The 23137-nt window shown below is 72.3% G+C and carries 18 protein-coding genes; 11 read left to right on the top strand and 7 right to left on the bottom strand.

The genetic code is table 11. The annotated features are described in order from the left end of the window. Positions 1-115 precede the first annotated feature (115 nt). From ACZ7JZ_RS06805 to pth, 3 genes are all read left to right on the top strand, one after another. A complete protein-coding gene (locus ACZ7JZ_RS06805) occupies positions 116-1093 on the top strand; it encodes a ribose-phosphate diphosphokinase (protein ID WP_470933966.1) in 978 nt (325 codons plus the stop codon). Positions 1094-1312: 219 nt separating this feature from the next. Then, entirely contained in the window at positions 1313-1897 is a 585-nt protein-coding gene (locus ACZ7JZ_RS06800; RefSeq protein WP_470933964.1) for a 50S ribosomal protein L25/general stress protein Ctc, read from the top strand. A gap of 99 nt (positions 1898-1996) precedes the next feature. After that, positions 1997-2587: an aminoacyl-tRNA hydrolase gene (gene pth / locus ACZ7JZ_RS06795; protein ID WP_470933962.1), complete on the top strand. Its 591-nt coding sequence runs from the start codon at positions 1997-1999 to the stop codon at positions 2585-2587. Positions 2588-2654: 67 nt separating this feature from the next. Here the strand turns inward: pth and ppc are convergent, their stop codons facing one another. Further along, positions 2655-5435: a phosphoenolpyruvate carboxylase gene (gene ppc / locus ACZ7JZ_RS06790; protein ID WP_470933960.1), complete on the bottom strand. Its 2781-nt coding sequence runs from the start codon at positions 5433-5435 to the stop codon at positions 2655-2657. Positions 5436-5739: 304 nt separating this feature from the next. Here ppc and ACZ7JZ_RS06785 point away from each other — a divergent pair, with 304 nt between their 5' ends. The 7 genes from ACZ7JZ_RS06785 to ACZ7JZ_RS06755 all read left to right on the top strand — a co-directional run bounded on the left by ACZ7JZ_RS06785 (position 5740) and on the right by ACZ7JZ_RS06755 (position 16415). After that, positions 5740-6720, top strand: coding sequence for an acyl-CoA desaturase (locus tag ACZ7JZ_RS06785; protein ID WP_470933958.1), 981 nt, complete (start codon positions 5740-5742; stop codon positions 6718-6720). After that, a complete protein-coding gene (locus ACZ7JZ_RS06780) occupies positions 6717-7391 on the top strand; it encodes a TetR family transcriptional regulator (RefSeq protein WP_470933956.1) in 675 nt (224 codons plus the stop codon). The genes ACZ7JZ_RS06785 and ACZ7JZ_RS06780 overlap by 4 nt, the downstream gene beginning before the upstream one ends. A gap of 258 nt (positions 7392-7649) precedes the next feature. Beyond that, positions 7650-9338 (top strand): FG-GAP repeat domain-containing protein, encoded by a 1689-nt coding sequence (locus ACZ7JZ_RS06775; protein WP_470933954.1) that lies wholly within the window; start codon positions 7650-7652, stop codon positions 9336-9338. Positions 9339-9388: 50 nt separating this feature from the next. Further along, complete coding sequence (locus tag ACZ7JZ_RS06770) at positions 9389-11110, top strand: FG-GAP repeat domain-containing protein (protein WP_470933952.1); 1722 nt, start codon at positions 9389-9391, stop codon at positions 11108-11110. A 59-nt stretch (positions 11111-11169) separates the two neighbouring features. Beyond that, positions 11170-12882: an FG-GAP repeat domain-containing protein gene (locus ACZ7JZ_RS06765; RefSeq protein WP_470933950.1), complete on the top strand. Its 1713-nt coding sequence runs from the start codon at positions 11170-11172 to the stop codon at positions 12880-12882. Between the two features lie 365 nt (positions 12883-13247). Next, positions 13248-14462 carry an IS110 family RNA-guided transposase gene (locus tag ACZ7JZ_RS06760; protein WP_470934198.1) on the top strand — a complete coding sequence of 405 codons (1215 nt, stop codon included), beginning with the start codon at positions 13248-13250 and terminating at the stop codon, positions 14460-14462. 252 nt (positions 14463-14714) lie between these two features. Then, positions 14715-16415 carry an FG-GAP repeat domain-containing protein gene (locus tag ACZ7JZ_RS06755; RefSeq protein WP_470933948.1) on the top strand — a complete coding sequence of 567 codons (1701 nt, stop codon included), beginning with the start codon at positions 14715-14717 and terminating at the stop codon, positions 16413-16415. Between the two features lie 96 nt (positions 16416-16511). Here ACZ7JZ_RS06755 and ACZ7JZ_RS06750 read toward each other — a convergent pair whose 3' ends face one another. Then, positions 16512-16874 (bottom strand): VOC family protein, encoded by a 363-nt coding sequence (locus ACZ7JZ_RS06750; RefSeq protein WP_470933946.1) that lies wholly within the window; start codon positions 16872-16874, stop codon positions 16512-16514. Between the two features lie 10 nt (positions 16875-16884). Next, positions 16885-17745, bottom strand: a complete 861-nt coding sequence (locus tag ACZ7JZ_RS06745) for a trans-aconitate 2-methyltransferase (protein ID WP_470933944.1) — start codon at positions 17743-17745, stop codon at positions 16885-16887. A 78-nt stretch (positions 17746-17823) separates the two neighbouring features. Between ACZ7JZ_RS06745 and ACZ7JZ_RS06740 the strand changes: the two genes are divergently transcribed. After that, positions 17824-18321 (top strand): MarR family winged helix-turn-helix transcriptional regulator, encoded by a 498-nt coding sequence (locus tag ACZ7JZ_RS06740; RefSeq protein ID WP_470933942.1) that lies wholly within the window; start codon positions 17824-17826, stop codon positions 18319-18321. Here ACZ7JZ_RS06740 and ACZ7JZ_RS06735 read toward each other — a convergent pair. From ACZ7JZ_RS06735 to ACZ7JZ_RS06720, 4 genes are all read right to left on the bottom strand, one after another. Then, positions 18280-19071 carry a LuxR C-terminal-related transcriptional regulator gene (locus ACZ7JZ_RS06735; protein WP_470934196.1) on the bottom strand — a complete coding sequence of 264 codons (792 nt, stop codon included), beginning with the start codon at positions 19069-19071 and terminating at the stop codon, positions 18280-18282. The genes ACZ7JZ_RS06740 and ACZ7JZ_RS06735 overlap by 42 nt on opposite strands. A 364-nt stretch (positions 19072-19435) precedes the next feature. Continuing rightward, a complete protein-coding gene (gene galE / locus ACZ7JZ_RS06730) occupies positions 19436-20413 on the bottom strand; it encodes a UDP-glucose 4-epimerase GalE (RefSeq protein WP_470933940.1) in 978 nt (325 codons plus the stop codon). A 112-nt stretch (positions 20414-20525) separates the two neighbouring features. After that, positions 20526-21215, bottom strand: coding sequence for a helix-turn-helix transcriptional regulator (locus ACZ7JZ_RS06725; RefSeq protein ID WP_470933938.1), 690 nt, complete (start codon positions 21213-21215; stop codon positions 20526-20528). A 161-nt stretch (positions 21216-21376) separates the two neighbouring features. After that, entirely contained in the window at positions 21377-23119 is a 1743-nt protein-coding gene (locus tag ACZ7JZ_RS06720) for a proline-rich domain-containing protein (RefSeq protein WP_470933936.1), read from the bottom strand. Positions 23120-23137 lie beyond the last annotated feature (18 nt).

Genomic DNA, 23137 nt, shown 5'->3' with positions numbered 1-23137 from the left:
GTACGTCGTCGACGGCGTACCGTGATAGGTGCACGCAATTCGGCTGGCTCACCGTGCGCGGGACGGACGCGCGCGGGGGCGCAGCAGCAATCAACACGTCTGAGGAGACAGTGCTGTGACCGGGATCAAGACGACCGGCGAGAAGAAGCTGATGCTCTTCTCCGGCCGCGCCCACCCCGAGCTGGCCGAGGAGGTCGCGCACCAGCTGGGTGTCGGCCTCGTGCCGACCAAGGCCTTCGACTTCGCCAACGGTGAGATCTACGTCCGCTTCCAGGAGTCCGCGCGCGGCGCCGACTGCTTCCTGATCCAGAGCCACACGGCTCCGATCAACAAGTGGATCATGGAGCAGCTCATCATGATCGACGCGCTGAAGCGCGCGTCGGCCCGCTCCATCACCGTGATCATCCCGTCCTACGGGTACGCCCGCCAGGACAAGAAGCACAAGGGCCGCGAGCCGATCTCGGCCCGTCTGGTCGCGGACCTGCTGAAGACCGCGGGTGCGGACCGCATCCTGACGGTCGACCTGCACACCGACCAGATCCAGGGCTTCTTCGACGGCCCGGTGGACCACCTGTCGGCCCTGCCGGTCCTCGCGGACTACGTGGGCGCGAAGGTGGACCGCACGAAGCTCACGGTGGTCTCCCCGGACGCCGGCCGCGTGCGCGTGGCCGACCGCTGGTGCGACCGACTGGACGCGCCGCTGGCGATCGTCCACAAGCGCCGCGACAAGGACGTCGCCAACCAGGTGACCGTCCACGAGGTCGTCGGCGAGGTCAAGGGCCGGGTCTGCGTCCTGGTCGACGACATGATCGACACCGGCGGCACCATCTGCGCGGCGGCCGAGGCGCTGTTCGCGCACGGCGCCGAGGACGTCATCGTGACGGCCACGCACGGCATCCTGTCGGGCCCGGCGGCCGACCGCCTGAAGAACTCGAAGGTCTCGGAGTTCGTGTTCACGAACACCCTGCCGGACCCCTCGGACCTGGAGCTCGACAAGATCACCGTGCTGTCGATCGCGCCGACGATCGCGCGCGCGGTGCGCGAGGTCTTCGAGGACGGCTCCGTGACCTCGCTGTTCGAGGAGCAGGGCTGAGGGCTGAAGCCCGAAACCAGGCGCCTGAGGGCTGCGGCCTGAGGGTTCCGTAGATCGTTTTGGGGTGCGGCCTCCCCGCCGGGTAGACTCGCGAAGTTGCTCGGCGAGGGAGGCCGTACCTTTCGGTACGGCGATCCGTTATCGACGCGCTCTTCGTAGCAGGCCGTTAGTGGCCGGGTGACCCCTTCGTTTTCCGTCGTCACCCCACGAGGAGTGAGCATGTCCGAGGTCAAGCTTTCCGCTGAGCTCCGTACCGTCTTCGGCAAGGGCTCCGCCCGCCAGGCCCGCCGCGCCGCCCAGACCCCCGCGGTCATCTACGGCCACGGCACCACCCCGAAGCACGTCAACGTCGAGGCCCACGCCCTGATGATGGCCCTGAAGACCCCGAACGTCCTGATCTCCCTGGACATCGCGGGCGACGGCACCGAGCTGGTCATCCCGAAGGCCGTGCAGCGCCACCCCCTGAAGCCGGTCATCAACCACGTCGACTTCCTGATCGTCAAGAAGGGCGAGAAGGTCACCGTCGAGGTTCCGGTCCACACCGAGGGCGACCTGGCCGCCGGTGCGAACATGCTGGAGACCCTGCTGACGACCATCACGGTCGAGGCCGAGGCCACCCACATCCCCGAGGCCGTCACCGTCTCCATCGAGGGCCTGGAGGCCGGCGCCACGGTGCACGCCTCCGACCTGGTCCTCCCGAAGGGCACCACCCTGGCCGTGGACGGCGAGACCGCCGTCCTGCAGGTCGTGGCCCCGCAGGCCGAGGAGCCGGCCGCCGAGGCCGCCGAGGGCGACGAGGCCTGATCCTCCGCCTCGCATTGCCGAGCGACCGCCGTCCGGCTCCACTGGAGCGGGGCGGCGGTCGTGCCGTTTCTGGAGTTCTGGGAGCAAGGAGCCTCTCTCATGTCGGACGACTCGGCCCCCTGGCTGGTCGTGGGCCTCGGTAACCCGGGCCCGGAGTACGCGGGCAACCGCCACAACATCGGCTTCATGGTGGCGGACCTGCTGGCCGAGCGGATCGGCGGGAAGTTCAAGGCCCACAAGGCGCGGGCGCAGGTGCTGGAGGGCCGGATCGGCCCGCCGGGGCCGGCGAACCGCCGGATCGTGCTGGCCAAGCCCATGTCGTACATGAACCTGTCCGGCGGGCCGGTGACGGCGCTGCGGGACTTCTACAAGGTGCCGCTGGAGCGGATCGTCGCGGTGCACGACGAGCTGGACATCGACTACGCGACCCTGCGGCTGAAGCTGGGCGGCGGGGACAACGGGCACAACGGCCTGAAGTCGATGACGAAGTCGATGGGCCCGGACTACCACCGGGTGCGCTGCGGGATCGGCCGGCCGCCGGGCCGGATGCAGGTCGCGGACTTCGTGCTGAAGGACTTCTCCTCGACGGAGCGCAAGGAGCTGGACTGGTTCGTGGACCGGTCGGCGGACGCGGTGGAGTGCCTGGTCCTGGAGGGCCTGGAGCGGGCGCAGTCGGCGTACAACTCCTGATCCCGCGGCAAACGGCGGAGGGCCCCGCACCACACCGGTGCGGGGCCCTCGTGCGTGCGCGGCCGGGTCAGCCGGTGTTGCGCAGGCCGGCGGCGACGCCGTTGACCGTGAGCAGGAGGGCCCGGGACAGCAGCGGGTCCGGGTCCTCGCCGCGGGCGGCGGCGGCGCGCTGGCGGGCCAGCAGGGAGACCTGGAGGTAGGAGATCGGGTCCAGGTAGGCGTCCCGTACCGCGAAGGTCTGCTGGAGGACCGGCTGGGAGTCGAGGAGCTGCTCGCCGCCGGTGATGCGCAGGACCTCGGCGACGGTGAGGGCGTGCTCGGCCTCGATGACGGCGAAGACGTGCTTGAGCTCGTCGGGGACGAGGGTGTCGACGTAGTGGCGGGCGATCCGCAGGTCGGTCTTGGCCAGCGTCATCTCGACGTTGGAGAGGAAGTTGCGGAAGAAGTGCCAGCGCTCGCCCATCTCGGTGAGCACCTCGTCCTGGCCGGCCTCGCGCAGGGCCCTGAGGCCGGAGCCGACGCCGAACCAGCCGGGGACGATCTGGCGGGACTGGGTCCAGCCGAACACCCACGGGATGGCGCGCAGTCCGTCGAGGCCGGCGCCGGAGTCGGGGCGGCGGGAGGGCCGGGAGCCGAGGTGCAGGTCGGCGAGCTGGTCGACGGGGGTGGCCGCGAAGAAGTACGCGGGCAGGTCGGGGTCCTCGACGAGGCGGCGGTAGGCGGCGTGGGCGGCGTCGGAGACGATCTCCATGGCGCCGTCCCAGCGGGTGAGGGCCTCGTCGGACTGGCGCGGCGCGGTGTGCAGGGCGGAGGCCTGCAGGGTGGCGGCGACGGTCAGTTCGAGGTTCTCGCGGGCCAGCGAGGGGACGAGGTACTTGTCGGAGATGACCTCGCCCTGCTCGGTGACCTTGATCTCGCCTTCGAGGGTGCCCCAGGGCTGGGCGAGGATCGCGTCGTGGGAGGGGCCGCCGCCGCGGCCGACGGTGCCGCCGCGGCCGTGGAAGAGGCGCAGGCGGACCCCGTAGCGGTGGGCGACGTCGCGCAGCCGGCGCTGGGCGCGGTGGATCTCCCACTGGCTGGTGGTGATGCCGCCGAACTTGGAGGAGTCGGAGTAGCCGAGCATGACCTCCTGGACGTCGCCGCGCAGGGAGACGAGGCGGCGGTAGGAGGGGTCGGCGAGCATCTCGTCGAGGATGACGTCGGCGGCGCGCAGCTCGTCGGTGGTCTCCAGGAGCGGGACGATGCCGATCTTGGCCCAGCCGGCGTGCAGGTCGACGAGTCCGGCCTCGCGGGCCAGCAGGGCGGCGGCGAACACGTCGTCGGCGCCCTGGCACATCGAGATGATGTACGACTCGATGACCTCGGGGCCGAACTTCTCGAAGGCGTCCTTGATGGTGCCGAACACGCCGAGGGTCTTCTGCCCGGCCGCGTCGAGGGGCGCGGGGGTGGGGGCGAGGGGGCGGCGGGAGCGGAGCTCCTTGGCGAGGAGCTTCTGCCGGTACTCCCGGGGCATGTCGGCGTAGCGCCAGGACTCCTCGCCGAGCCGGTCGAAGAGCTGGCCGAGGGCGTGGTGGTGGGCGTCGGCGTGCTCGCGGACGTCCATGGTGGCGAGCTGGAGGCCGAAGGCGGCCAGGGTGCGGATGGTGCGGTCCATGCGGCCGTCGGCGAAGAGGCCGCCGCGGTGCTCGCGCAGGGAGGTCTGGATCAGGGTGAGGTCGGCGAGGAGCTCGGCGGTGCCGAGGTAGTCGCGGCCGTCCTCGTGGGAGGTGCCCTTGGCGAGGCGCTCGCGGGTGTTGAGGAGCTTCTGCCGGATGCAGGTGGCCTTGAGGCGGTACGGCTCCTCGGAGTTGAGGCGCTTGTACCGGGGGCTGATCTCGGGGAGGCGCTCCAGGTCGGCCTGGAGGGAGGTGAGCAGCTCCTCGGTGGCTCCGGCGTAGCGGATGGAGTTCGAGAGGAGGCCCCGCAGGAAGTCGACCAGCTCGAGGGCGTCGGTGATGCCGTGCTCGTGCTGGAGGATCAGCACCTCGCGGGTGACCTCGGGGGTGACGTTGGGGTTGCCGTCGCGGTCGCCGCCGATCCAGGTGCCGAAGGTCAGCGGGCGGGTGCCGGCGGGCAGCTCGACGCCGACGCGCTGGAGTTCCGCGGCGAGGTCCTCCAGGACGTCGCCGACGGCGCCGGCGTGCAGCTCGTCGAGGTAGTAGATGGCGTTGCGGGCCTCGTCGGCGGGTTCGGGGCGGGTGACCCGGAGCTCGTCGGTCTGCCAGACGAGGTCGATGTTCTCGGCGAGGCGCAGGTCGTGGCGGCGGCGGTCGCCGCTGCCGGTGACCGGCTCCTCCAGCAGGGCCGCGATGCGGCGGAGCTTGTTGAGGACGCTGCGGCGGGCCGCCTCGGTGGGGTGCGCGGTGAAGACGGGGCGCACGTTGAGGTTGCGGACGGTCTCGCGCAGGTGCTCGGGGTCGGCGTCCTTGAGCATGTCGGCCGTCCGGGCGAGCAGGCCGCCCTCGGCTGCGCGGTGGGCGCGCAGCTCCTTGCCGCGGTGCACCTGCTCGGTGACGTTGGCGAGGTGGAAGTAGGTGGAGAAGGCGCGCACGAGCTTGGCGGCGGTCTCCAGGTCGGTGTCGCCGAGGAGGGCGGCTGCGGCCTCGCCGTCGGTGCGGGTGAGGGCCCGTACCCGCTCGACGAGGTCGAGGAGCTCCTGGCCCTCCTGGCGGACGAGGGTCTCGCCGAGGAGGTCGCCGAGGCGGCGGATGTCCGCGCGCAGCTGGGCGTTCGCCGTGTCCGCCGGGGCTGATGCGCCCTGTGCGGCGGGGGTGGCGGGCGTGGTGGGGGTCTGGTCAGCACTGCTCACAGGTGCGGCTCCTTGCAGTGTTCGAGCGCCTTCTGGAGGTGGGCGGGCCGGGGGTGCGCGCGGCGTGGTGCCGCTCCTGGTGCACAGCTCCCGGTGCTGCCCGTGCGGACCGCGCTGTCCGACGGAGCTAAGGATAGGTGGCGTCGGCGCTGGTCCGGGCCATGTCTTGGGGGCTGGACACGGGGCTCGAGGGTCCCTCTTGCCGGATGGCCCCGCGCTGGGATACTTACGTCGCCGTAGGTTACGGGGCCGTAGGGTCGCGGCCGCGGCTCCTTCCTGCTTCCACACCCTCAGGGGACGCCCCATGACCATCAGCGCCGACGTGCTCGACGAGACCCCCGGGGAGGCCGGCGGTCCGCCGGTGTCCGCGACCCGGGGCGGAGAGAACAAGCGGTCCGTCGAGCAGGTCGCGCTGCTCCTCTTCATCACGGTGCCGTTCGTGGCGCTGGCCGCCGCGGTGCCGCTGGCCTGGGGCTGGGGGGTGAGCTGGCTGGACCTGGGGCTGATGGTCTTCATGTACTTCCTGGCCTGCCACGGCATCACCGTCGGCTTCCACCGGTACTTCACGCACGGCTCCTTCAAGGCGAAGCGGCCGCTGCGGATCGCCCTGGCGGTCATGGGCTCGCTGGCGGTGGAGGGGCCGCTGGTGCGCTGGGTGGCCGACCACCGCAAGCACCACAAGTACTCGGACCACGAGGGCGACCCGCATTCGCCGTGGCGCTTCGGCGAGTCGGTCCCGGCCCTGATGAAGGGCCTGTGGTGGGCGCACATCGGCTGGCTGTTCGACGAGGAGCAGACCGACCAGCAGAAGTACGCCCCCGACCTGATCAAGGATCCGGCGATCCGGCGGATCAGCCGCGACTTCATCTTCTGGACGATGCTGTCCCTGGCGATCCCGCCGCTGGTGGGCGGCCTGGTGACGATGTCCTGGTGGGGCGCCTTCACGGCGTTCTTCTGGGGTTCGCTGGTGCGGGTGGCGCTGCTGCACCACGTGACCTGGTCGATCAACTCGATCTGCCACGCCGTCGGCAAGCGCCCCTTCAAGTCGCGCGACCGCTCCGGCAACGTGTGGTGGCTGGCGGTGCTGTCCTGCGGGGAGTCCTGGCACAACCTGCACCACGCCGATCCGACCTCGGCCCGGCACGGGGTGCTGCGCGGCCAGGTGGACTCCAGCGCGCGTCTGATCCGCTGGTTCGAGCTGGCCGGCTGGGCCTCCGACGTGCGGTGGCCGTCCGCCTCGCGCATCGACGCCCGGCGCAAGGAGAATGCCGCGAACCCGGCATGATGGGGGACGTGGCGATCGACGGCAGCACCCCCAGCAGTGACAAACCCCGGCGTGGCCGCCGGGTCCGGATGACGGGTGCCGAGCGGCGCCAGCAGCTGCTCGACATCGGTCGCGCCCTGTTCGCGGAGAAGGGCTTCGAGGGCACCTCCGTGGAGGAGATCGCGGCGAAGGCCGGGGTGTCCAAGCCGGTGGTGTACGAGCACTTCGGCGGCAAGGAGGGCCTGTACGCGGTCGTCGTGGACCGGGAGATGCGGCAGCTGCTGGACGGGGTGACCGGGGCGCTCACGGCCGGGCATCCGCGGGAGCTGCTGGAGCAGGCCGCGTTCGCGCTGCTCGACTACATCGAGAGCTATACGGACGGGTTCCGGATCCTGGTCCGGGATTCCCCGGTGGCGCAGTCCACGGGTACCTTCGCCTCGCTGATCAGCGATATCGCCACGCAGGTGGAGGACATCCTCGGGCTGGAGTTCAAGGCCCGCGGATTCGACCCGAAGCTGGCCCCGCTGTACGCGCAGGCGCTGGTGGGGATGGTGGCGCTGACCGGGCAGTGGTGGCTGGAGACGCGCCGCCCGAAGAAGGCGGAGGTGGCCGCCCACCTGGTGAACCTGGCCTGGCACGGGCTGGACGGCCTGGAGGCCAAGCCCCGGCTGATGGGGCACCGCAAGAGCTGAACCGCCCCGCGGGTGGGACCCCGGCGGGAGCCCGGGCGGTGCGGACCGCCCGGGCTCCCGCATGTCCGCACCTGCCCGTACGCCATCTCGCGAAAAGGTTGTACTGAGATCATCTTCTTTTTTCCGAATGCGTCCGGATAGCCTCGGATTACATTCCGGGGGGATTCCTCTTGTGCGCCCGACCAGGCGCGGAAGGCCGCTGAACCGACCAGCCCCCCTCCCGGGACCCGCACTCGCGCAGACCTTCCTGGGGGGACCTTGTACGCCACGCGCGCCCGCCGCTTCGGCCGTACCGCCGCAGCCACCGCCGTCGCCCTCGCCGCCGGCACCCTGCTGGGTGCGGCCCCGGTCTCGGCCGCGGCGCCCGCCGCCCCGGCCGCGCCCGCCGCCCCGGGCCCGAAGCCGCGCTTCGACGCGGACGGAGACGGCAGGTCGGACGTGCTGTTCCGGGACCTCCAGGGGCGCTGGGCGGTGCTGACGAAGGACCTGCGGGATGCCGTGATCCGGCCGGAGCCCAAGGTCCAGATCGGGGCCTCGGCCACGACGGACTTCAAGGACGTCATCCCGCTCGGCGACCTCGGCAACGGCACCGGCCCGCGGCCCGAGGTGCTCACCCTGACCACGGACGGCAAGCTGTCGCTGCACGTGGACGCGGACACCGCCGCGGGCGGCACCGACTCGGTGGGCCCGTGGACCGGCGCGGGCTGGCAGATCTACAACAAGGTCCTGTCCCCCGGCGACCTCACCGGCGACGGCCGCTCCGACCTGCTGGCCCGCACCCACTCCGGCGACCTGTACCTGTACGAGGCCACCGACCACCCGAGCGTCCCCTTCGGGCCCCGCGTCAGGATCGGCGCGGGCTGGCAGAAGTACGACCAGCTGGTGGGGGTCAACGACACCGACGGCGACGGGATCGCCGAGCTGCTGGCCCGCGACACGGCGGGCACCCTGTACCGGTACACGGGCACGGGATCGGCGGGCGCCCCCTTCAAGCCGCCCGTCAAGGCCGCCACCGGCTACCAGGCCTACAGCTACCTGGCCGGTGTCGACGACCAGAACGGCGACGGGAGGCCCGACCTGCTGGCAGGCATCTCCCGGGGCGGCCACCCGGACCTGCTCCTGGGCAACTCCGCCGGCGGCTTCGACGAGGCGGGCACCCCGACCTTCTCCGGCGGCGCGGGCTTCGCCTCCACCGTCGCGGGCCAGGGCGGCAACCCTCACTTCGGCCGCCACGGGCTCCTCACCCGGGACTCCGCCGGCACCCTCTGGTGGTTCTGGGGGACCAACGGCGGCCTGAGCATGCCCCGCCAGGTCGGCGCGACGGGCGAGTTCAAGGGGCAGCGCATCAACGCCGCCTCCGGGATCGGCCACGACAGCGGCAGCACCAAGGTGCTGCGGATCACCGCCGGCGGCGCCCTGGAGCTCAACCGGAAGGCCGTGGCCTCCGGCTGGGGCGGCTACGACTACGCCTTCGGCCCCGGAGACCTCACCGGCGACGGGAAGGGCGACCTGCTCTCGCGCGACAAGGCCGGGATCCTGTGGCTGCACCCGGGCGACACCGACGGCACCGCGTTCGGGGCCCGCGTGCGGATCGGCGCGGGCTGGGGCGCGTACAACAAGATCACCGGCGCCGGCGACCTGACGGGCGACGGCCGCGGGGACCTGGTGGCCCGCGACGCCAAGGGCGACCTGTACCTCTACCGCGGCACCGGGACCGCCAAGGCCCCCTTCGCCGCCCGCGTGAAGACCGGCCACGGCTACCAGGTCTACAAGCACCTCGTCGTGGTCGGCGACATGACCGGCAACGGCCTCGCCGACCTGCTGGGCGTCCAGGCCGACGGCACCACGTGGCGCCACGAGCCCTCCGGCACCGGATCGCTGGAGCCGCGCATCAGGACCGGCTCCACCCAGGGCCTGGACTTCGCGCGCTTCCCGAACCTCTACTGACCCGCTCCCCCCGCCGGCCCGGGCGCCGGCACCCAAGCACTGGAGACAGCTTGAACACCTCGCGCCACCGGCGTGCGGGCCGCCTCGCGGCCTGCACCGCCCTCGCCCTCGCCGCCGGCACCCTGCTGGCCGTCGCCCCCGCCTCCGCCGCGGGCCCTGACGGCCCCCGGCGCGGCGCCGCGGAGCGCACCGCACCCGAGGCCCCGAAGCTCGACCTGCCGCTGCCGGAGGCCGCCCCGCGCCGCGCCGCCCTCGCCGCCGCGGGCGAGCCCGCCGCGCCCCGCTTCGACGCGAACCGCGACGGGGTCCCGGACCTCCTGTACCGGGCCCTGAGCGGCGACTACTACGTCGCGACGGGCGCCGACGCCGCCGACACCAAGATCTCGGTCGGCCAGAGCAACGAGTACCTCTCCTACAAGGACGTCATCCCGCTCCGCAACGGGGACGGGTACTCCGACCTGCTGACGCTGAGCACCGACGGCAAGCTGTCCCTGTTCGAGGGCTACGGCGAGCTGGGCAGCGCGTACACGCCCAGCTGGACCGGCAGCGGCTGGCAGATGTACAACAAGGTCCTCTCGCCGGGCGACCTGACCGGCGACGGCCGGGCGGACCTGCTGGCCCGCACCCACGCGGGCGTGCTCTACGTGTACGAGGGCACCGGCAGCCGCAGCCGGCCGTTCGGCGGCGCCGTGCGGATCGGCGGGGGCTGGCAGGCCTTCGACCAGGTCACCGGCACCAACGACGTCAACGGGGACGCGATCGCCGACCTCGTGGCCCGCGACTTCTCCGGCAACCTCTTCTCGTACATCGGCACGGGCAAGGCCGCGGCCCCCTTCAAGCCCGGCGTGAAGACCGGCTACGGCTACGGGATCTACAACCAGCTCGTCGGCGCGGACGACCTCACCGGCGACGGCCTGGGCGACATCGTCGCCCGCACCCCCTCGGGCGACGCGTACCTGTACGCCTCGAACGGCAGCGGCGGGGTCAAGGCGCGGGTCAAGCTCGGCTCCGGCTTCCACCCCATCAGCCAGTTCGCGAACCAGGGCGGCGTCCCCGACTTCGACCGCGCCGACCTCTTCGGCCGCGACGCGGCCGGCACGCTGTGGTGGTACTACGCCAAGGGCGACGGCACCCTGTCGAAGCGCCAGCAGGTCGGCGACAAGGCCGGCTGGAAGGGCGCGAAGATCGGCACCGCGTCCTCCCTCAAGCCCGTGCACGGCTTCGCGAACCTGCTGGAGGTGTTCAACAACCGCCTGTACGTCGACGGGACCGATCTGACCTCCGGCTGGAGCACGTACAACCACGTCACCGGCGCAGGCGACCTGACCGGGGACGGGAAGGGCGACCTGCTCGCCCGCGACAAGGCCGGGGTCCTCTACCTCTACAAGGGCAACGGGGCCGGCACCGGCTTCTCCTCCCGCATCCGGATCGGCTCGGGCTGGGGCGCCTTCAACAAGATCACCGGCGCCGGGGACCTGACCGGGGACGGCCGCGCCGACCTGGTCGCCCGCGCCGCCGACGGCGCCCTGTACCTGTACGCGGGCACCGGCTCCGCCACCGCCCCCTTCAAGGCCAAGGCCAGGATCGGCACCGGCTACCACATCTACAAGCAGCTGGTGGTGACCGGCGACCTCAACGGCGACGGCCGCGCCGACCTGGTCGCGACCGACTCCGCCGGCAGCCTCTGGCGCTACACCTCGTACGGAACCGGAAAGCTGACGGCCCGCGCGAAGATCGGTACCGGTTACCAGATCTACCCGAACCTGTACTAGTTTCCGAAGGTGCCCCGATCCCAAGGGTCGGGGCACCTCTGTGTGCATTGGGGGATCCTTTGACTAAGAATCTGGGCCGCGTCGCGGCCTGCACCGCACTGGCCCTGGCCGCCGGCACCCTGCTGTCGGCCCCGGCCCATGCCGCCGGCGACGACCGGCCGCCGCACCGCACGGTCGAGCGCTCCGCCCCGCAGTCCGGCGGGCACCCCGACCTCGACGTCTCGCTCCGCCAGGCCCCGCGCGGCACCTTCGCGGCCGCCGCCGGGCGCCTCGCACCGCGCTTCGACGCGGAGAAGGACGGCTTCCCGGACGTCCTGTACCGGGCCATCAACGGCCGGTACTACGTCCAGCCGGGCGCCACCGACCGGGACTTCGAGTACCGGGTCGGCACCGGCATCCGCGAGGACTTCGCGTACAAGGACGTCATCCCGGTCGGCAACCTGCGCGGGAGCGCGTACAGCGACCTGCTGACGCTGACCGCGGACGGCACCCTCGCCCTCTTCCGGGGCTACTCGAAGACGGCCACCGACTCGTCCGCCAACTGGTCGGGCCGCGGCTGGCAGATCTACAACAAGGTCTTCTCGCCCGGCGACCTGACCGGCGACGGCCGCGCCGACCTGCTGGCGCGCACGTACGGCGGCGTGCTCTACCTGTACCCGAGCAACGGCTCGGCCTCGGGCGACCCGTTCAAGTCCCGCGTGAAGGTGGGCTCTGGCTGGCAGGGCTACGACCAGATCACCGGCGCGAACGACCTCAACGGCGACAAGCACGCCGACCTCGTGGCCCGCGACGGCGCGGGCAACCTGTACACCCACCTGGGCACCGGAAAGGCCTCCGCGCCCTTCAAACCCCGCCTGAAGTCCGGCTTCGGCTGGCAGATCTACAACCAGGTGGCCGGCCTGGACGACCTGGACGGCGACGGCCGCGGCGACCTGCTCGCCCGCACCGTCGGCGGGTCCGCGTACGTGTACCTGAGCGACGGCCGGGGCGGCTTCAAGCCCCGGGCCGGCTTCGGCGCGGGCTGGAACATCGCCCGCCAGCTCGCGGCCCAGGGCGGTACGCCGGACATCGGCCGCAACGACCTGCTGGCGCGGGACGCGGTCGGCACCCTGTGGTGGTACTACTCCAAGAACAACGGCACGCTGGGCGCCCGCAAGCAGATCAGCAAGCCGGGCGGCTGGAAGGGCGCGACGCTCACGTACGTGTCCTCGCTGGACAACGACGACGACGCCGACATCCTCGAACTGTGGGACGGCGCCCTCTACATCGAGGGCCGGAAGATCGGCGTGGGCTGGGGCGTGTACAACCACGTCTTCGGCCCCGGCGACCTGAACGGCGACGGCCGCGGGGACCTGCTCGCCCGCGACAAGTCCGGGGTCCTGTGGCTCTACAAGGGCTACGGCACCAAGGTCTCCCCGCGGATCAGGGTCGGCTCGGGCTGGGGGGCGTACAACAAGCTCATCGGCGCGGGCGACCTCACCGGCGACGGGCGCGCGGACGTCGTGGCCCGTGCGGCCAACGGCAACCTGTACCTGTACCCGGGCACCGGCTCGGCCTCGGCGCCGTTCAAGTCCCGCGTCAAGATCGGCTCGAACTACGGCATCTACCGCCAGCTCGTCGTCACCGGCGACCTGACCGGCGACGGCCGCGCCGAGCTCGTGGGCACGGACTCCGCGGGCAAGCTGTGGCGCTACGACACCTACGGCAGCGGCAAGCTGGCAGCCCGCGCCAACATCGGCACCGGCTACGGGATCTACCCGAACCAGTACTGAGCGGACCGCACGGCCCCGGTGCCCCGTCCCCTCCCGCGAGGGGGCGGGGCACCGCCGTGTCCGCGGCCCGGCCGGTGCGCGGGCCGCCCGGCCGCACCCCCCCCGTTATGTTTTTCGCGGTCCTGCAACGGGACCGCTGGCCTCCGGGCCCGGTATGACTGTGTCCCCTCTGTCGAACGGATGGCCTGGGGGGTGGTGTCGCCGGGCCCGGCAGGTGCCGTCACAGACGCTGATGAGAGACCCGGCCGCCGCCCGGTCCGGCGCAATGCCGGGCAGTTCACGGGCGGCAGGTCTGCATAACGTGGATGCGCGAGCACGGTGCCACCGCCGAGGCCGGCACGGTCAACCACCTGCGGAAGGGTGCGATGTTAGACACCGAAGGCATAGGCGTCTTCCTCGGGATGGACGTCGGCAAGACCGCCCACCACGGCCACGGGCTCACCCCGGCCGGGAAGAAGGTCTTCGACAAGCCGATGCCCAACAGCGAACCCAAGCTGCGGGCCGTCTTCGACAAGCTCAAGACCAAGTTCGGCACCGTCCTGGTGGTCGTGGACCAGCCCGCCTCGATCGGGGCTCTGCCGCTGACCGTCGCCCGCGACGCCGGCTGCCAGGTCGCCTACCTGCCCGGACTGGCGATGCGGCGGATCGCCGACCTCTACCCGGGCGAGGCGAAAACCGACGCGAAGGACGCGGCGGTGATCTCAGACGCGGCCCGGACGATGCCGCACGTCCTGCGGTCGCTTGAGCTGACCGACGAGATCACCGCCGAACTCACGGTGCTGACCGGCTTCGACCAAGACCTCGCCGCCGAAGCCACCCGCACCTCCAACCGGATACGCGGCCTGCTCACCCAGTTCCACCCGTCGCTGGAACGCGTGCTCGGTCCCCGGCTGGACCACCCGGCCGTCACCTGGCTCCTCGAACGCCACGGATCGCCAGCCGCACTGCGCAAGGCCGGTCGCCGCAGACTCGTCGAGCTCATCCGCCCGAAGGCACCGCGGATGGCTCAGCGACTGATCGACGACGTCTTCGACGCCCTCGACGAACAAACCGTCAGGGTCCCGGGAACCGGGACCCTCGACATCGTGATCCCGTCCCTGGCTGCCTCGCTCACGGCGGTCCACGACCAGCGCCGGGCCCTGGAAGCCCAGATCAGCACCCTGCTGGAGGCCCACCCTCTTCACGCGGTCCTGACCTCGATGCCCGGGGTCGGCGTCAGGACCGCCGCAGTCCTGCTGGTCACCGTCGGCGACGGCACCAGCTTCCCAAGTGCCGCCCACCTCGCCTCATACGCCGGCCTCGCTCCCACGACGAAATCGTCGGGGACCTCGATCCACGGCGAACACGCACCACGAGGCGGAAACCGGCAGCTCAAACGCGCGATGTTCCTCTCCGCCTTCGCCTGCATGAACGCAGACCCGGCATCACGCGCCTACTACGACCGGCAGAGAGCCCGCGGCAAAACCCACACCCAGGCCCTCCTGCGACTCGCCCGCCAACGCATCAGCGTCCTGTTCGCCATGCTCCGAGACGGCACCTTCTACGAGTCCCGAACCCCCACCGTCACCCTCGCGGCATGACCACCCCAAACGACCCATACTCGGCACCACATCCTTGACGAAGGACATAGAGACACCCCCCCGCCCGTGTGGCCCGATCGTGACCGGTGGAGCCGGATAACCACTTCTGCCGCGGGATTCGCAGATGTACGCTGCACGCACACATCCCGGGGGGGGATACGCCGCTTCCGCGCGCACTGCGAGCCCTACTTCCGCGCGCCCTGGCCCGGCGACCAGATCCCATCCCCCGCAGCTTTCGTCCCAGGGGGGACCTTGAACATCTCGCGCCACAAGCGCCTCGGCCGCATCGCGGCCTGCACCGCCCTCGCCCTGGCCGCCGGCACGGCCCTCGCGGGCCCGGCCGCCGCGGACCAGGTCCGCCCGCCGAAGTCCCCGGTGCTGCAGGAGGGCCACGACGCCCCGCGGCCCGAGGCCGTCCGCCCCGCGCAGCGCGGCGCCCTGTCCGCGGGCAAGCCGGGGGCGTCCCGCTTCGACGTGGACGGCGACGGGTTCAGCGACCTGCTGTACCGCCAGATCGGCAACGAGTACCTGCTGAAGACCTTCTACGCGGAAGACGTCACCGTCACCTTCCCGGACAGCGACTCCGCGCAGACCTACAAGGACGTCGTCCCGCTCGGCAACGTCACGGATTCGGCGCAGCCCGAGGTCCTGACGCTCACCGTGAACGGCCGCCTCAGCCTGCTGCAGATGGAGCGCGGCGGCTCCCTCACCGACCTGGGCTGGTCCGGTGCCGGCTGGCAGATCTACAACAAGCTCGTGCCGGTCGGCGATATGACCGGCGACGGCCGCAACGACCTGCTGGCCCGCACCCACGGCGGCGACCTGTACCTCTACCCGGCCAGCGGCCGGGGCTACGGCGCCGACCCGTTCCGGGCCCGGATCAAGATCGGCGGCGGCTGGGGCGCGTACGACCAGCTCGTCGGCATCGGCGACACGGACCTGGACGGTGCCGGCGACCTCGTCGCCCGCACCCCCGGCGGGAAGCTCTACCACTACGCGGGCACCGGCAAGGCCGCCGCGCCGATGCGCAAGCCGGTCCAGATCGGCACCAACTGGCAGATCTACAACCAGCTGTTCACCGCCGACGGCGGCGACGTCATCGCCCGCGACCTCAGCGGCGTGATCTGGTACTACTCGCCGGTGCGCAACGGGCAGCTCAAGCCGCGCAAGCAGTTCGGCAAGGGCTGGCAGTACACGGACCTCTTCGCCGGCCAGGGCGGCATCCCCGCCCACGGCAAGTACCAGATGCTCGGGCGCAGCACCGGCAACACGCTGTACGAGTACACGGCCCGGAAGAACGGCACGTTCTGGCCCCGGGAGAAGGTCAGCGACGCGGGCGGCTGGCCCGACGACGCCCCGATCACCTTCGCGTCCTCGCTGAACAACCGCGGCTACGGCTCCTTCCTGTACGTCTACCAGGGGCACCTGTACCGCAGCGGCGAGCACGTCGGCGCGGGCTGGGGCGTCTACAACGCCCTGGCCGGGGTCGGCGACCTCAGCGGCGACGGCTACGGCGACCTGCTGGCCCGCGACAAGTCGGGCGTCCTCTACCTGTACCGCAGCTACGGCAGCGGACCGCACTTCTCCGCCCGCATCCGGGTCGGCTCGGGCTGGGGCCAGTACAACAAGCTCGTCGGGGCCGGCGACTTCACCGGGGACGGCCGGGCCGACCTGCTGGCGCGGACCGGGTCCGGGAACCTCTACCTGTACGCGGGCACCGGCGTCGCCAAGGCCCCGTTCAAGTCCCGGGTGAAGATCGGCACGGGCTGGGGGATCTACAACCGGCTCGCCGCCCCCGGCGACCTGACCGGCGACGGCCGCGCCGACCTGGTCGGCACCGACGCCAAGGGCAACGCGTACCGCTACGCCTCGACCGGTCTCGGCGGCTCCGCCACCCTGTCGAAGCGGGTCCTGCTCGGCGGCGGCTGGAACACGTACAAGAACCTCTACTGACCGGCCCGTCCGCCCCTGCGGCCCGTCCGGCGCGCCCCGTTCCCGCACTGCGGGGGCGGGGCGCCGCCGTGTGCGGCCCCGGCGGCCCGGCGGGCGTCAGGCGAGGGGCTCCAGGAACTCCAGGCGGTTGCCCACCGGGTCCTCGGAGAAGAAGCGGCGGTGCCCGGGGAGGTCCTCGTCCCAGACCACCTTGGCGCCGCGCTCGGCGAGCCGGGCCGCGTACTCCCGGATCCCGCGGACCCGCAGCCCCGGGTGGGCCTTGGCCGCGGGCCGGAAGTCCGCCTCGATGCCGAGGTGCAGCTGTACGGGCCCGGCGGCGAACCAGCAGCCGCCGCGGGCCGCGAGCACCGGCGGCTTGGGCACCTCGGTCATGCCGAGGACGTCGCGGTAGTAGCCGCGCAGCAGGTCCTCGCTGCCGGCGGGGGCGGCGAGCTGGACGTGGTCGACGGATTCGATCATGGCGCGGCTCCTAGTGCTGGGGGGCGGTGTTCTTGACCGCGACGGCGAACAGCCGGCGGAAGGGGTAGACCGTGCCGTGCGGGGCGGGCGGGTAGGCCTCGCGCAGGAGGTCGCGGTACTCGGCGAGGAAGGCCCCGGTGGCCTCCGGGTCCTGCGCGAGGGCGGTCAGGACGGGCCGCAGGGCGGTGCCCTTGACCCAGTCGAGCACCGGGTCGGTGCCGGTCATCACCTGGAGGTACGTGGTCTCCCAGACGTCGGCGGTGCAGCCGGCGGCGGTGAGGCGGGCGAGGTAGTCGGCGGGCTCCAGGGCGTGGCCGGAGCCCTCTCCGCGGCCCGAGAGCCGGTCGCGCCAGCGCGGGGACTCGACGAGTGCGGCGAGGAGGCGGTGGCTGGGCGCGGTGCCGTTGCCGGGGACCTGGAAGGCGAGGACCCCGCCGGGCGGGAGGGAGTCGATCCAGCCGGGGAGGGAGTCCCCGTGGCCGGGGACCCACTGGAGGGCGGCGTTGGAGACGATCAGGTCGTACGGCTCGGCGGGGGTCCAGCCGGCCAGGTCGGCGGGGCGGAAGTCCATGCTGCCGCCGCCGGGGGTGGGGCCGCCGTACCCGGCTGCGGCCTTCTCCAGCATCTGCGGGGAGTTGTCGAGGCCGGTGATCCGGGCGGCGGGCCAGCGCTCGGCGAGCAGGGCGGTGACGTTGCCGGCCCCGCAGCCGAGGTCGGCGATGCGCGGGGCCCGGGGGGCGCCGGGTGCGGCGGCCGCGGTCTGCGGGTCCGGGATGCGGGCCAGCAGGTCGAGGAAGGGGCGGGTGCGGTGTCCGGCGTGGTTCAGGTACTGCCGGGGGTCCCACACGGGTGTCGCAGGGGTCGAAGGCATGTCCATACCTCAAGATCAGCACGGAGATATCTTGATGTCAAGAGACTTCATATCGACAGACCCTTTACACTGATCGACATGGAGGACGAGGTCGACCGACTGGTCGCGGCATGGCGGCGGGAGCGCCCTGACCTCGACGTGGAACCGCTCGAAGTGCTCAGCCGGGTCAGCAGGCTCGCGCGCCACCTCGACCGGGCCCGTCGGCTTGCCTTCTCCGAGCACCAGTTGGAGCCGTGGGAGTTCGACGTGCTCACCTCGCTGCGCCGCGCCGGGGAGCCCTACCAGCTCTCCCCCGGGCAGCTCCTGACGCAGACCCTGGTCACCTCGGGCACGATGACGAACCGCATCGACCGGCTCGCGAAGAAGGGCCTGGTCGAGCGGCTCCCGGACCCCAACGACCGGCGCGGGGTCCTGGTCCGCCTGACCCCCGAGGGCCGCGACCGCGGCGACCAGGCGCTCGCCGGGCTGCTCGACCAGGAGCGGGCCATCCTGGCCCAGCTCCCGCGCGCCCAGCGGATGGAGCTGGCCGGGCTGCTACGCCGGCTGACCGCTCCGTTCGACAACATCCCCGGCTAGGTCCACGGGCCTGACCCCGGCCCGCCGGGCCAGGGCCACGGCCGCCAGCGTGGAGTGCACCCCGAGCTTGCCGAGCACGTTCTGCATGTGCGTGCGGACCGTGTGCGGGGACAGGAACAGCCGGGCGGCCACGTCCTTGCGGTTGAGCCCCGCGACCATGCAGCGCAGCACCTCGTGCTCGCGCGGGGTCAGGGACTCCACCAGCCGCTCGCTGTCCGTACGGTTCTTGCGGGCGGCCGTCAGCTCCCGCAGCACCCCCGTCAGCAGGGCGGGCGGCAGGTGCGTCTCCTCCCGCAGCACCCCGCGGATCACGGCGAGCAGCCGCGACAGGGAGCAGTCCTTGGCCACCCAGCCGGAGGCGCCCGCCTGGAGGGCCAGGGCGGCCCGGCGCGGATCGTCCCGCTCGGCCAGCACCACCGTGCGCACCGCGGGCTGGCTGGACCGCACGCCCGCGACCAGCGCGATCCCGTCGGGGGCGGCCGCGGGACCGCCCGCGGACGGCTCCGCCACCCGCACCGCCGCACCGGCCGCCGCCCCCGGCGGCCCGCCGGCCGCGGCGCCGAGGTCGGCGTCCACGAGCAGCACGTCGTACCTGCGCCCTTCCGAAGCACCGCGCTCCAGACAGCGCGCGGCAGCCGCCGCACTGCCCGCCGCGGACACGTCCACGTCGGGCTCCGCGGCGAGCGCAGCCGCGAGCGATTCGGCGAAAATACGGTGGTCGTCGACCACGAGAACCCGGATACGTACCACAGACACCCCCAAGGGTCGGGGAACGGACCGGCGCGGGTACGGCGCCCGGATCGGAGATGGATCAGCAGCTGCCGCGGCCGCCGCCGCAACTGGACTGCTACCCCGGTCCGGACGTCGTACCCGACTGTCTCGACCCCTGAATCAACACCGGCCCCCACCGGTGCTGTGCATCAGCGTAAGGGCCGCGGCGGGGAGCAGTTGGCCGAATCCCGGAAGTTCTTCGGAGGGATTTCCGCGGCGCGGCCCCCCAACTCCCGCGTACCGGAAGGTAGCTGTGCGGAAGGGTAGACCCGCGGGCGGACCGGTCCGGACCAGGACCCGACCGACATGGCCGGAAATGACCGCCGGGCCGCGGTGGCCGCCGTCAGCTCCCGTCGGCCTTCTCGGCCTCGCGCCGCAGGGCGAACTCCCAGGCGTCCCGGACGATTCCGGCCAGGTCCGAGCGGGTCGGGGTCCAGCCCAGCCGCTCCCGGGCGGTGGCCGCCGAGGCCACCAGCACCGCCGGGTCCCCGGCCCGGCGCGGGGCGGTCACCTCGGGGATCTCCCGCCCGGTCACCTTGCGGACGGTCTCGACCACCTCGCGGACCGAGAAGCCGTTGCCGTTGCCGAGGTTGCAGACCAGGTGCTCCCCGGGCGCGGCCGCCCTCAGCGCGGCGAGGTGCGCCTCCGCCAGGTCCGCCACGTGGATGTAGTCGCGCACGCAGGTGCCGTCGGGGGTCGGGTAGTCGTCCCCGTACACCGCGATGGAGGGGCGCTGCCCCAGGGCGACCTGGAGGACCAGGGGGATCAGGTGGGTCTCGGGGTCGTGGCGCTCGCCGTACCTGCCGTACGCCCCGGCCACGTTGAAGTAGCGCAGGGAGACGGCGGCGAGCCCGTGGGCCGTGCACTCCCCCGCGATCATGTGGTCCACGGCCAGCTTCGAGGCCCCGTACGGATTGGTCGGGGCGGTGGGCGAGGACTCGGTCAGGAGGCCTTCCGCGGGCTCGCCGTAGGTGGCGGCGGTGGAGGAGAAGACCAGCCGGCGGACCCCGGACTCCCGCATGGCGGTGAGCAGTTCGAGGGTGCCGCCCACGTTGTTGGCCCAGTACTTGCCCGGGTCGGCCACGGACTCGCCGACCTGCGAGGAGGCCGCGAAGTGCAGGACGGCGTCGTACGTGGGGTCGAGGTGGCGGGCGGCGTCCTGGATGCGGCCCTCGACGAGCCGGGCGCCCTCGGGGGCGCCGGCGGCGTGGCCGGTGGAAAGGTCGTCCAGCACGGTCACCTCGTGCCCCGCTTCGAGCAGGTGGGCCGCCACGACACTGCCGACGTATCCGGCTCCGCCGGTGACCAGGTACTTGTTCACTTGCCTGCCTCTCAGGGGAATGCGCCGATGGCACACGCTCGTACCGGATGAGGAGCCTCCGGGGAACGGCGCATGGCCGGCATCCCGCGCGCCGGTGAAGAACCGGTCCCCGTCAGTCCCTGGGCCCCGCCTGGGCCGGGACGACCGCCCGGTCCAGCAGACCGGTACGGGCGGCCAGGGCGGCGGCCTCCAGCCGGGAGCCTACGCCCAACTTCATGAGTACCCGCTGCACATGTGTGCGGGCTGTGCTCGGCGCGATGCTCATGCCGGCCGCGATCAGCCGGGTGTCCTCGCCCTCCGCGACCCGGACGAGCACCTCCACCTCGCGCGGGGTCAGCAGCTGGAGCAGCCGGCTGCCCTCGTCGTCGGGCTGCGCGGCCGGGTTGAGCAGCTCCGCGAAGGCGCCCTGGAGCAGCTGGGGGGCGACGGCGGCCTCGCCCGCGCGGGCCTTGGCGAGGGCCCGCTCCACCCCCTCGATGCGCTCGTCCTGGCGGACGTACCCGGAGGCGCCCGCGGCGAAGGCGGCGGCGATCCCGCGCGGGCTCGGCACCGGGCCGAGGACCACGACGGCGATCTGCGGCCGCTCCCGCTTGATCTTCACGATGGGGTCGAAGACCCCCGGCTCGGCAGGGGTCGCCGTGCCCAGCAGGCAGACCTCGGGGGCCCGGCTGATGACCAGCTCGGCCGCCCCCGCCGCCGGCGCGGCGGCGGCGAGCACGCGGTGTCCGCGCAGCTTCAGCGCCGAGGCCAGTGCCTCGGCCAGCAGCCGGTGCTCGTCGACCACCATGACCCGTACGCCCATGAGAGCCCCCAACCCGGTCCCGTCTGACCCGGCAAGCTACACGCTTGTTCGACGCCGTGGGCCTGATACCGCGCAGAAGCCCCCGGAAGGCCGAAGTGGGTGCCCCCCGTGTCCGGGAGGCACCCACCTCTGTCCGTGCGCGTCCGTACCGCCGCCTGCTCCTAGCGGGCCCGGTAGCCGACGATCAGGAAGTCCCGGCCCACGTCGGCGCTGTACGGCTTGTCGATCATGGTCTCGGAGCTGAAGAGGTAGCCGCCCGCGTACCGGATCTCCGCGTAGTTGCTGGAGAAGCTGGTCTCCTTGGCGCGGATGTCGGTGTCGGCGGGGTTCTCCATCAGCACGGTCGGCTTCATCGTCTTCGGGTCGATGCTGAGGATCTGGCCGCCCGTCTTGTACGAGGGCCACTTGTAGGCGATGAGGTTCGGGCCGTCCATCCGCAGCGGGAAGAGCAGGCGGCCGGTGCCCGCGTCGGCGCGGTCGGTGGTCTGCTTGCCCGTGGTCAGGTCGAAGGAGACGATCTCGTTGGTGCGCCCGTACTTCTCGCCCGGGTCGTCGTGCTCGGCGGACGGCAGGTAGATCCGGCCGTTGCCGACGGCGACCTTCTCGCAGACCTCGACGCCCGTGCCGGTACGGCAGTTGGGGGCGTACTTCTTCTTTCCGAGGCCGATGCGGGTCTTGAGGGCGCCGGTCTTCTCGTCGATGGAGAAGACGTCGCTCATGGTGCCGGTGTTGTTCAGGTCGGTGCTGACCACCAGCGGGACGGTGGAGACGATGCTGGCCCAGGAGATGCCGGGCGGCATCTTGTACGTGGACAGGGGCGCGCCGGTCTGCCGGTCCAGGAACTGGGCCTGGAGGTACTGGGCGCCGTAGTCCCCGCACTTGCGGATGACCGCGAGGCCGGGGCCGCCGCCGTAGCCCATGTCGTAGCAGGAGTCGGCGTCGACCTTGGGGGTCCACAGGTTGCGGCCGTCCGAGAGCTTCCAGGCGGCGCCGCCGCCGAGGCCGCCCGCGGCGACGGTGTCGCCGCTGACGGTCACCTCCTTGAAGTCGACCTTCTCGTCCCCGCTGGTGCTCCCCTTGGTGGAGTTGCGCCACAGCAGCTTGCCGGAGGCGAGGTCGACCACGCCGACCTCGCTGCAGGGCTGGCGGTTGTACTTGCCGACCCGGGGCGCGGCCTCGAAGACGATCGGGGTCTTCCCGCCGCTGACGTGCTTGGTCGTGGCGCAGACCTGGCCGGGCAGGTCGAGGGTCCACTTCGGCTTCAGGGTGGCGGGGTCGTACCCGACGATCTTGCGGATGCCCGTCTTGGCGTACACCGAATCGGTGATCCAGGAGCCGGCCACGTTGACGAGGATCTCGGTCTTGGGGACCGGGACGGCGGCCACGAGCTGCGAGGCCGGGTCCGCCGGGGGCTTCTCCGAGGCGGCGGCCGCGGGGGCGTCCACGGCTCCGGAGGAGCCGCCGGAGCCGGCTCCCTTGCCGTCCGTGCCCTGGGCGGTGGGCTTCTTCAGGCCCGGCTCGTCCGCGGGCTGGGCCGCGTACCAGAAGCCGCCGACGACGATCAGCGCGATGGCGGCCACGGCGGCCGTGACGATCAGCAGCTGGTTGCGCTTGTCGTTGCCGCCGCCCTTGCCCGCGGGACCCGCGGGGGGCTGCGGCGCGCCCGGCCCGTACATGGGCTGGGTCGGGGGCTGCGGGGCGTACTGCGGATAGCCGTAGCCGGCCTGCGGGGGCTGCTGCGGGTACCCGTATCCGGGCGGAGCCTGGGGGTAGCCGTAACCGGGGTCCCCCTGGTGGCCGGGCATCGGCGGCGGCGCCCCGAAACCGCCCGCCGGCGGCTCCTGGGGCGCTCCGAAACCGCCCTGCGGGGGCTGGTTCGGGGGTGGGGGCGGCGGGGTGCTCATCGGGTGGCTTCTGCCTCT

Source organism: Streptomyces sp. NPDC038213, from assembly GCF_055600495.1.
The sequence above is the reverse complement of the archived record's forward strand: the minus strand, read 5'-3'. Positions and strand labels throughout refer to the sequence as shown.

Bases quoted from the DNA above. Each gene is read 5' to 3' on its own strand.
- ACZ7JZ_RS06800 (WP_470933964.1), top strand. From the start codon at position 1,313: ATGTCCGAGGTCAAGCTTTCCGCTGAGCTCCGTACCGTCTTCGGCAAG.
- ACZ7JZ_RS06750 (WP_470933946.1), bottom strand. From the start codon at position 16,874: ATGATCGAATCCGTCGACCACGTCCAGCTCGCCGCCCCCGCCGGCAGC.
- ACZ7JZ_RS06745 (WP_470933944.1), bottom strand. From the start codon at position 17,745: ATGCCTTCGACCCCTGCGACACCCGTGTGGGACCCCCGGCAGTACCTG.
- ACZ7JZ_RS06760 (WP_470934198.1), top strand. From the start codon at position 13,248: ATGTTAGACACCGAAGGCATAGGCGTCTTCCTCGGGATGGACGTCGGC.
- ACZ7JZ_RS06725 (WP_470933938.1), bottom strand. From the start codon at position 21,215: ATGGGCGTACGGGTCATGGTGGTCGACGAGCACCGGCTGCTGGCCGAG.
- ACZ7JZ_RS06740 (WP_470933942.1), top strand. From the start codon at position 17,824: ATGGAGGACGAGGTCGACCGACTGGTCGCGGCATGGCGGCGGGAGCGC.
- ACZ7JZ_RS06720 (WP_470933936.1), bottom strand. From the start codon at position 23,119: ATGAGCACCCCGCCGCCCCCACCCCCGAACCAGCCCCCGCAGGGCGGT.
- pth (WP_470933962.1), top strand. From the start codon at position 1,997: ATGTCGGACGACTCGGCCCCCTGGCTGGTCGTGGGCCTCGGTAACCCG.
- ACZ7JZ_RS06780 (WP_470933956.1), top strand. From the start codon at position 6,717: ATGATGGGGGACGTGGCGATCGACGGCAGCACCCCCAGCAGTGACAAA.
- ACZ7JZ_RS06785 (WP_470933958.1), top strand. From the start codon at position 5,740: ATGACCATCAGCGCCGACGTGCTCGACGAGACCCCCGGGGAGGCCGGC.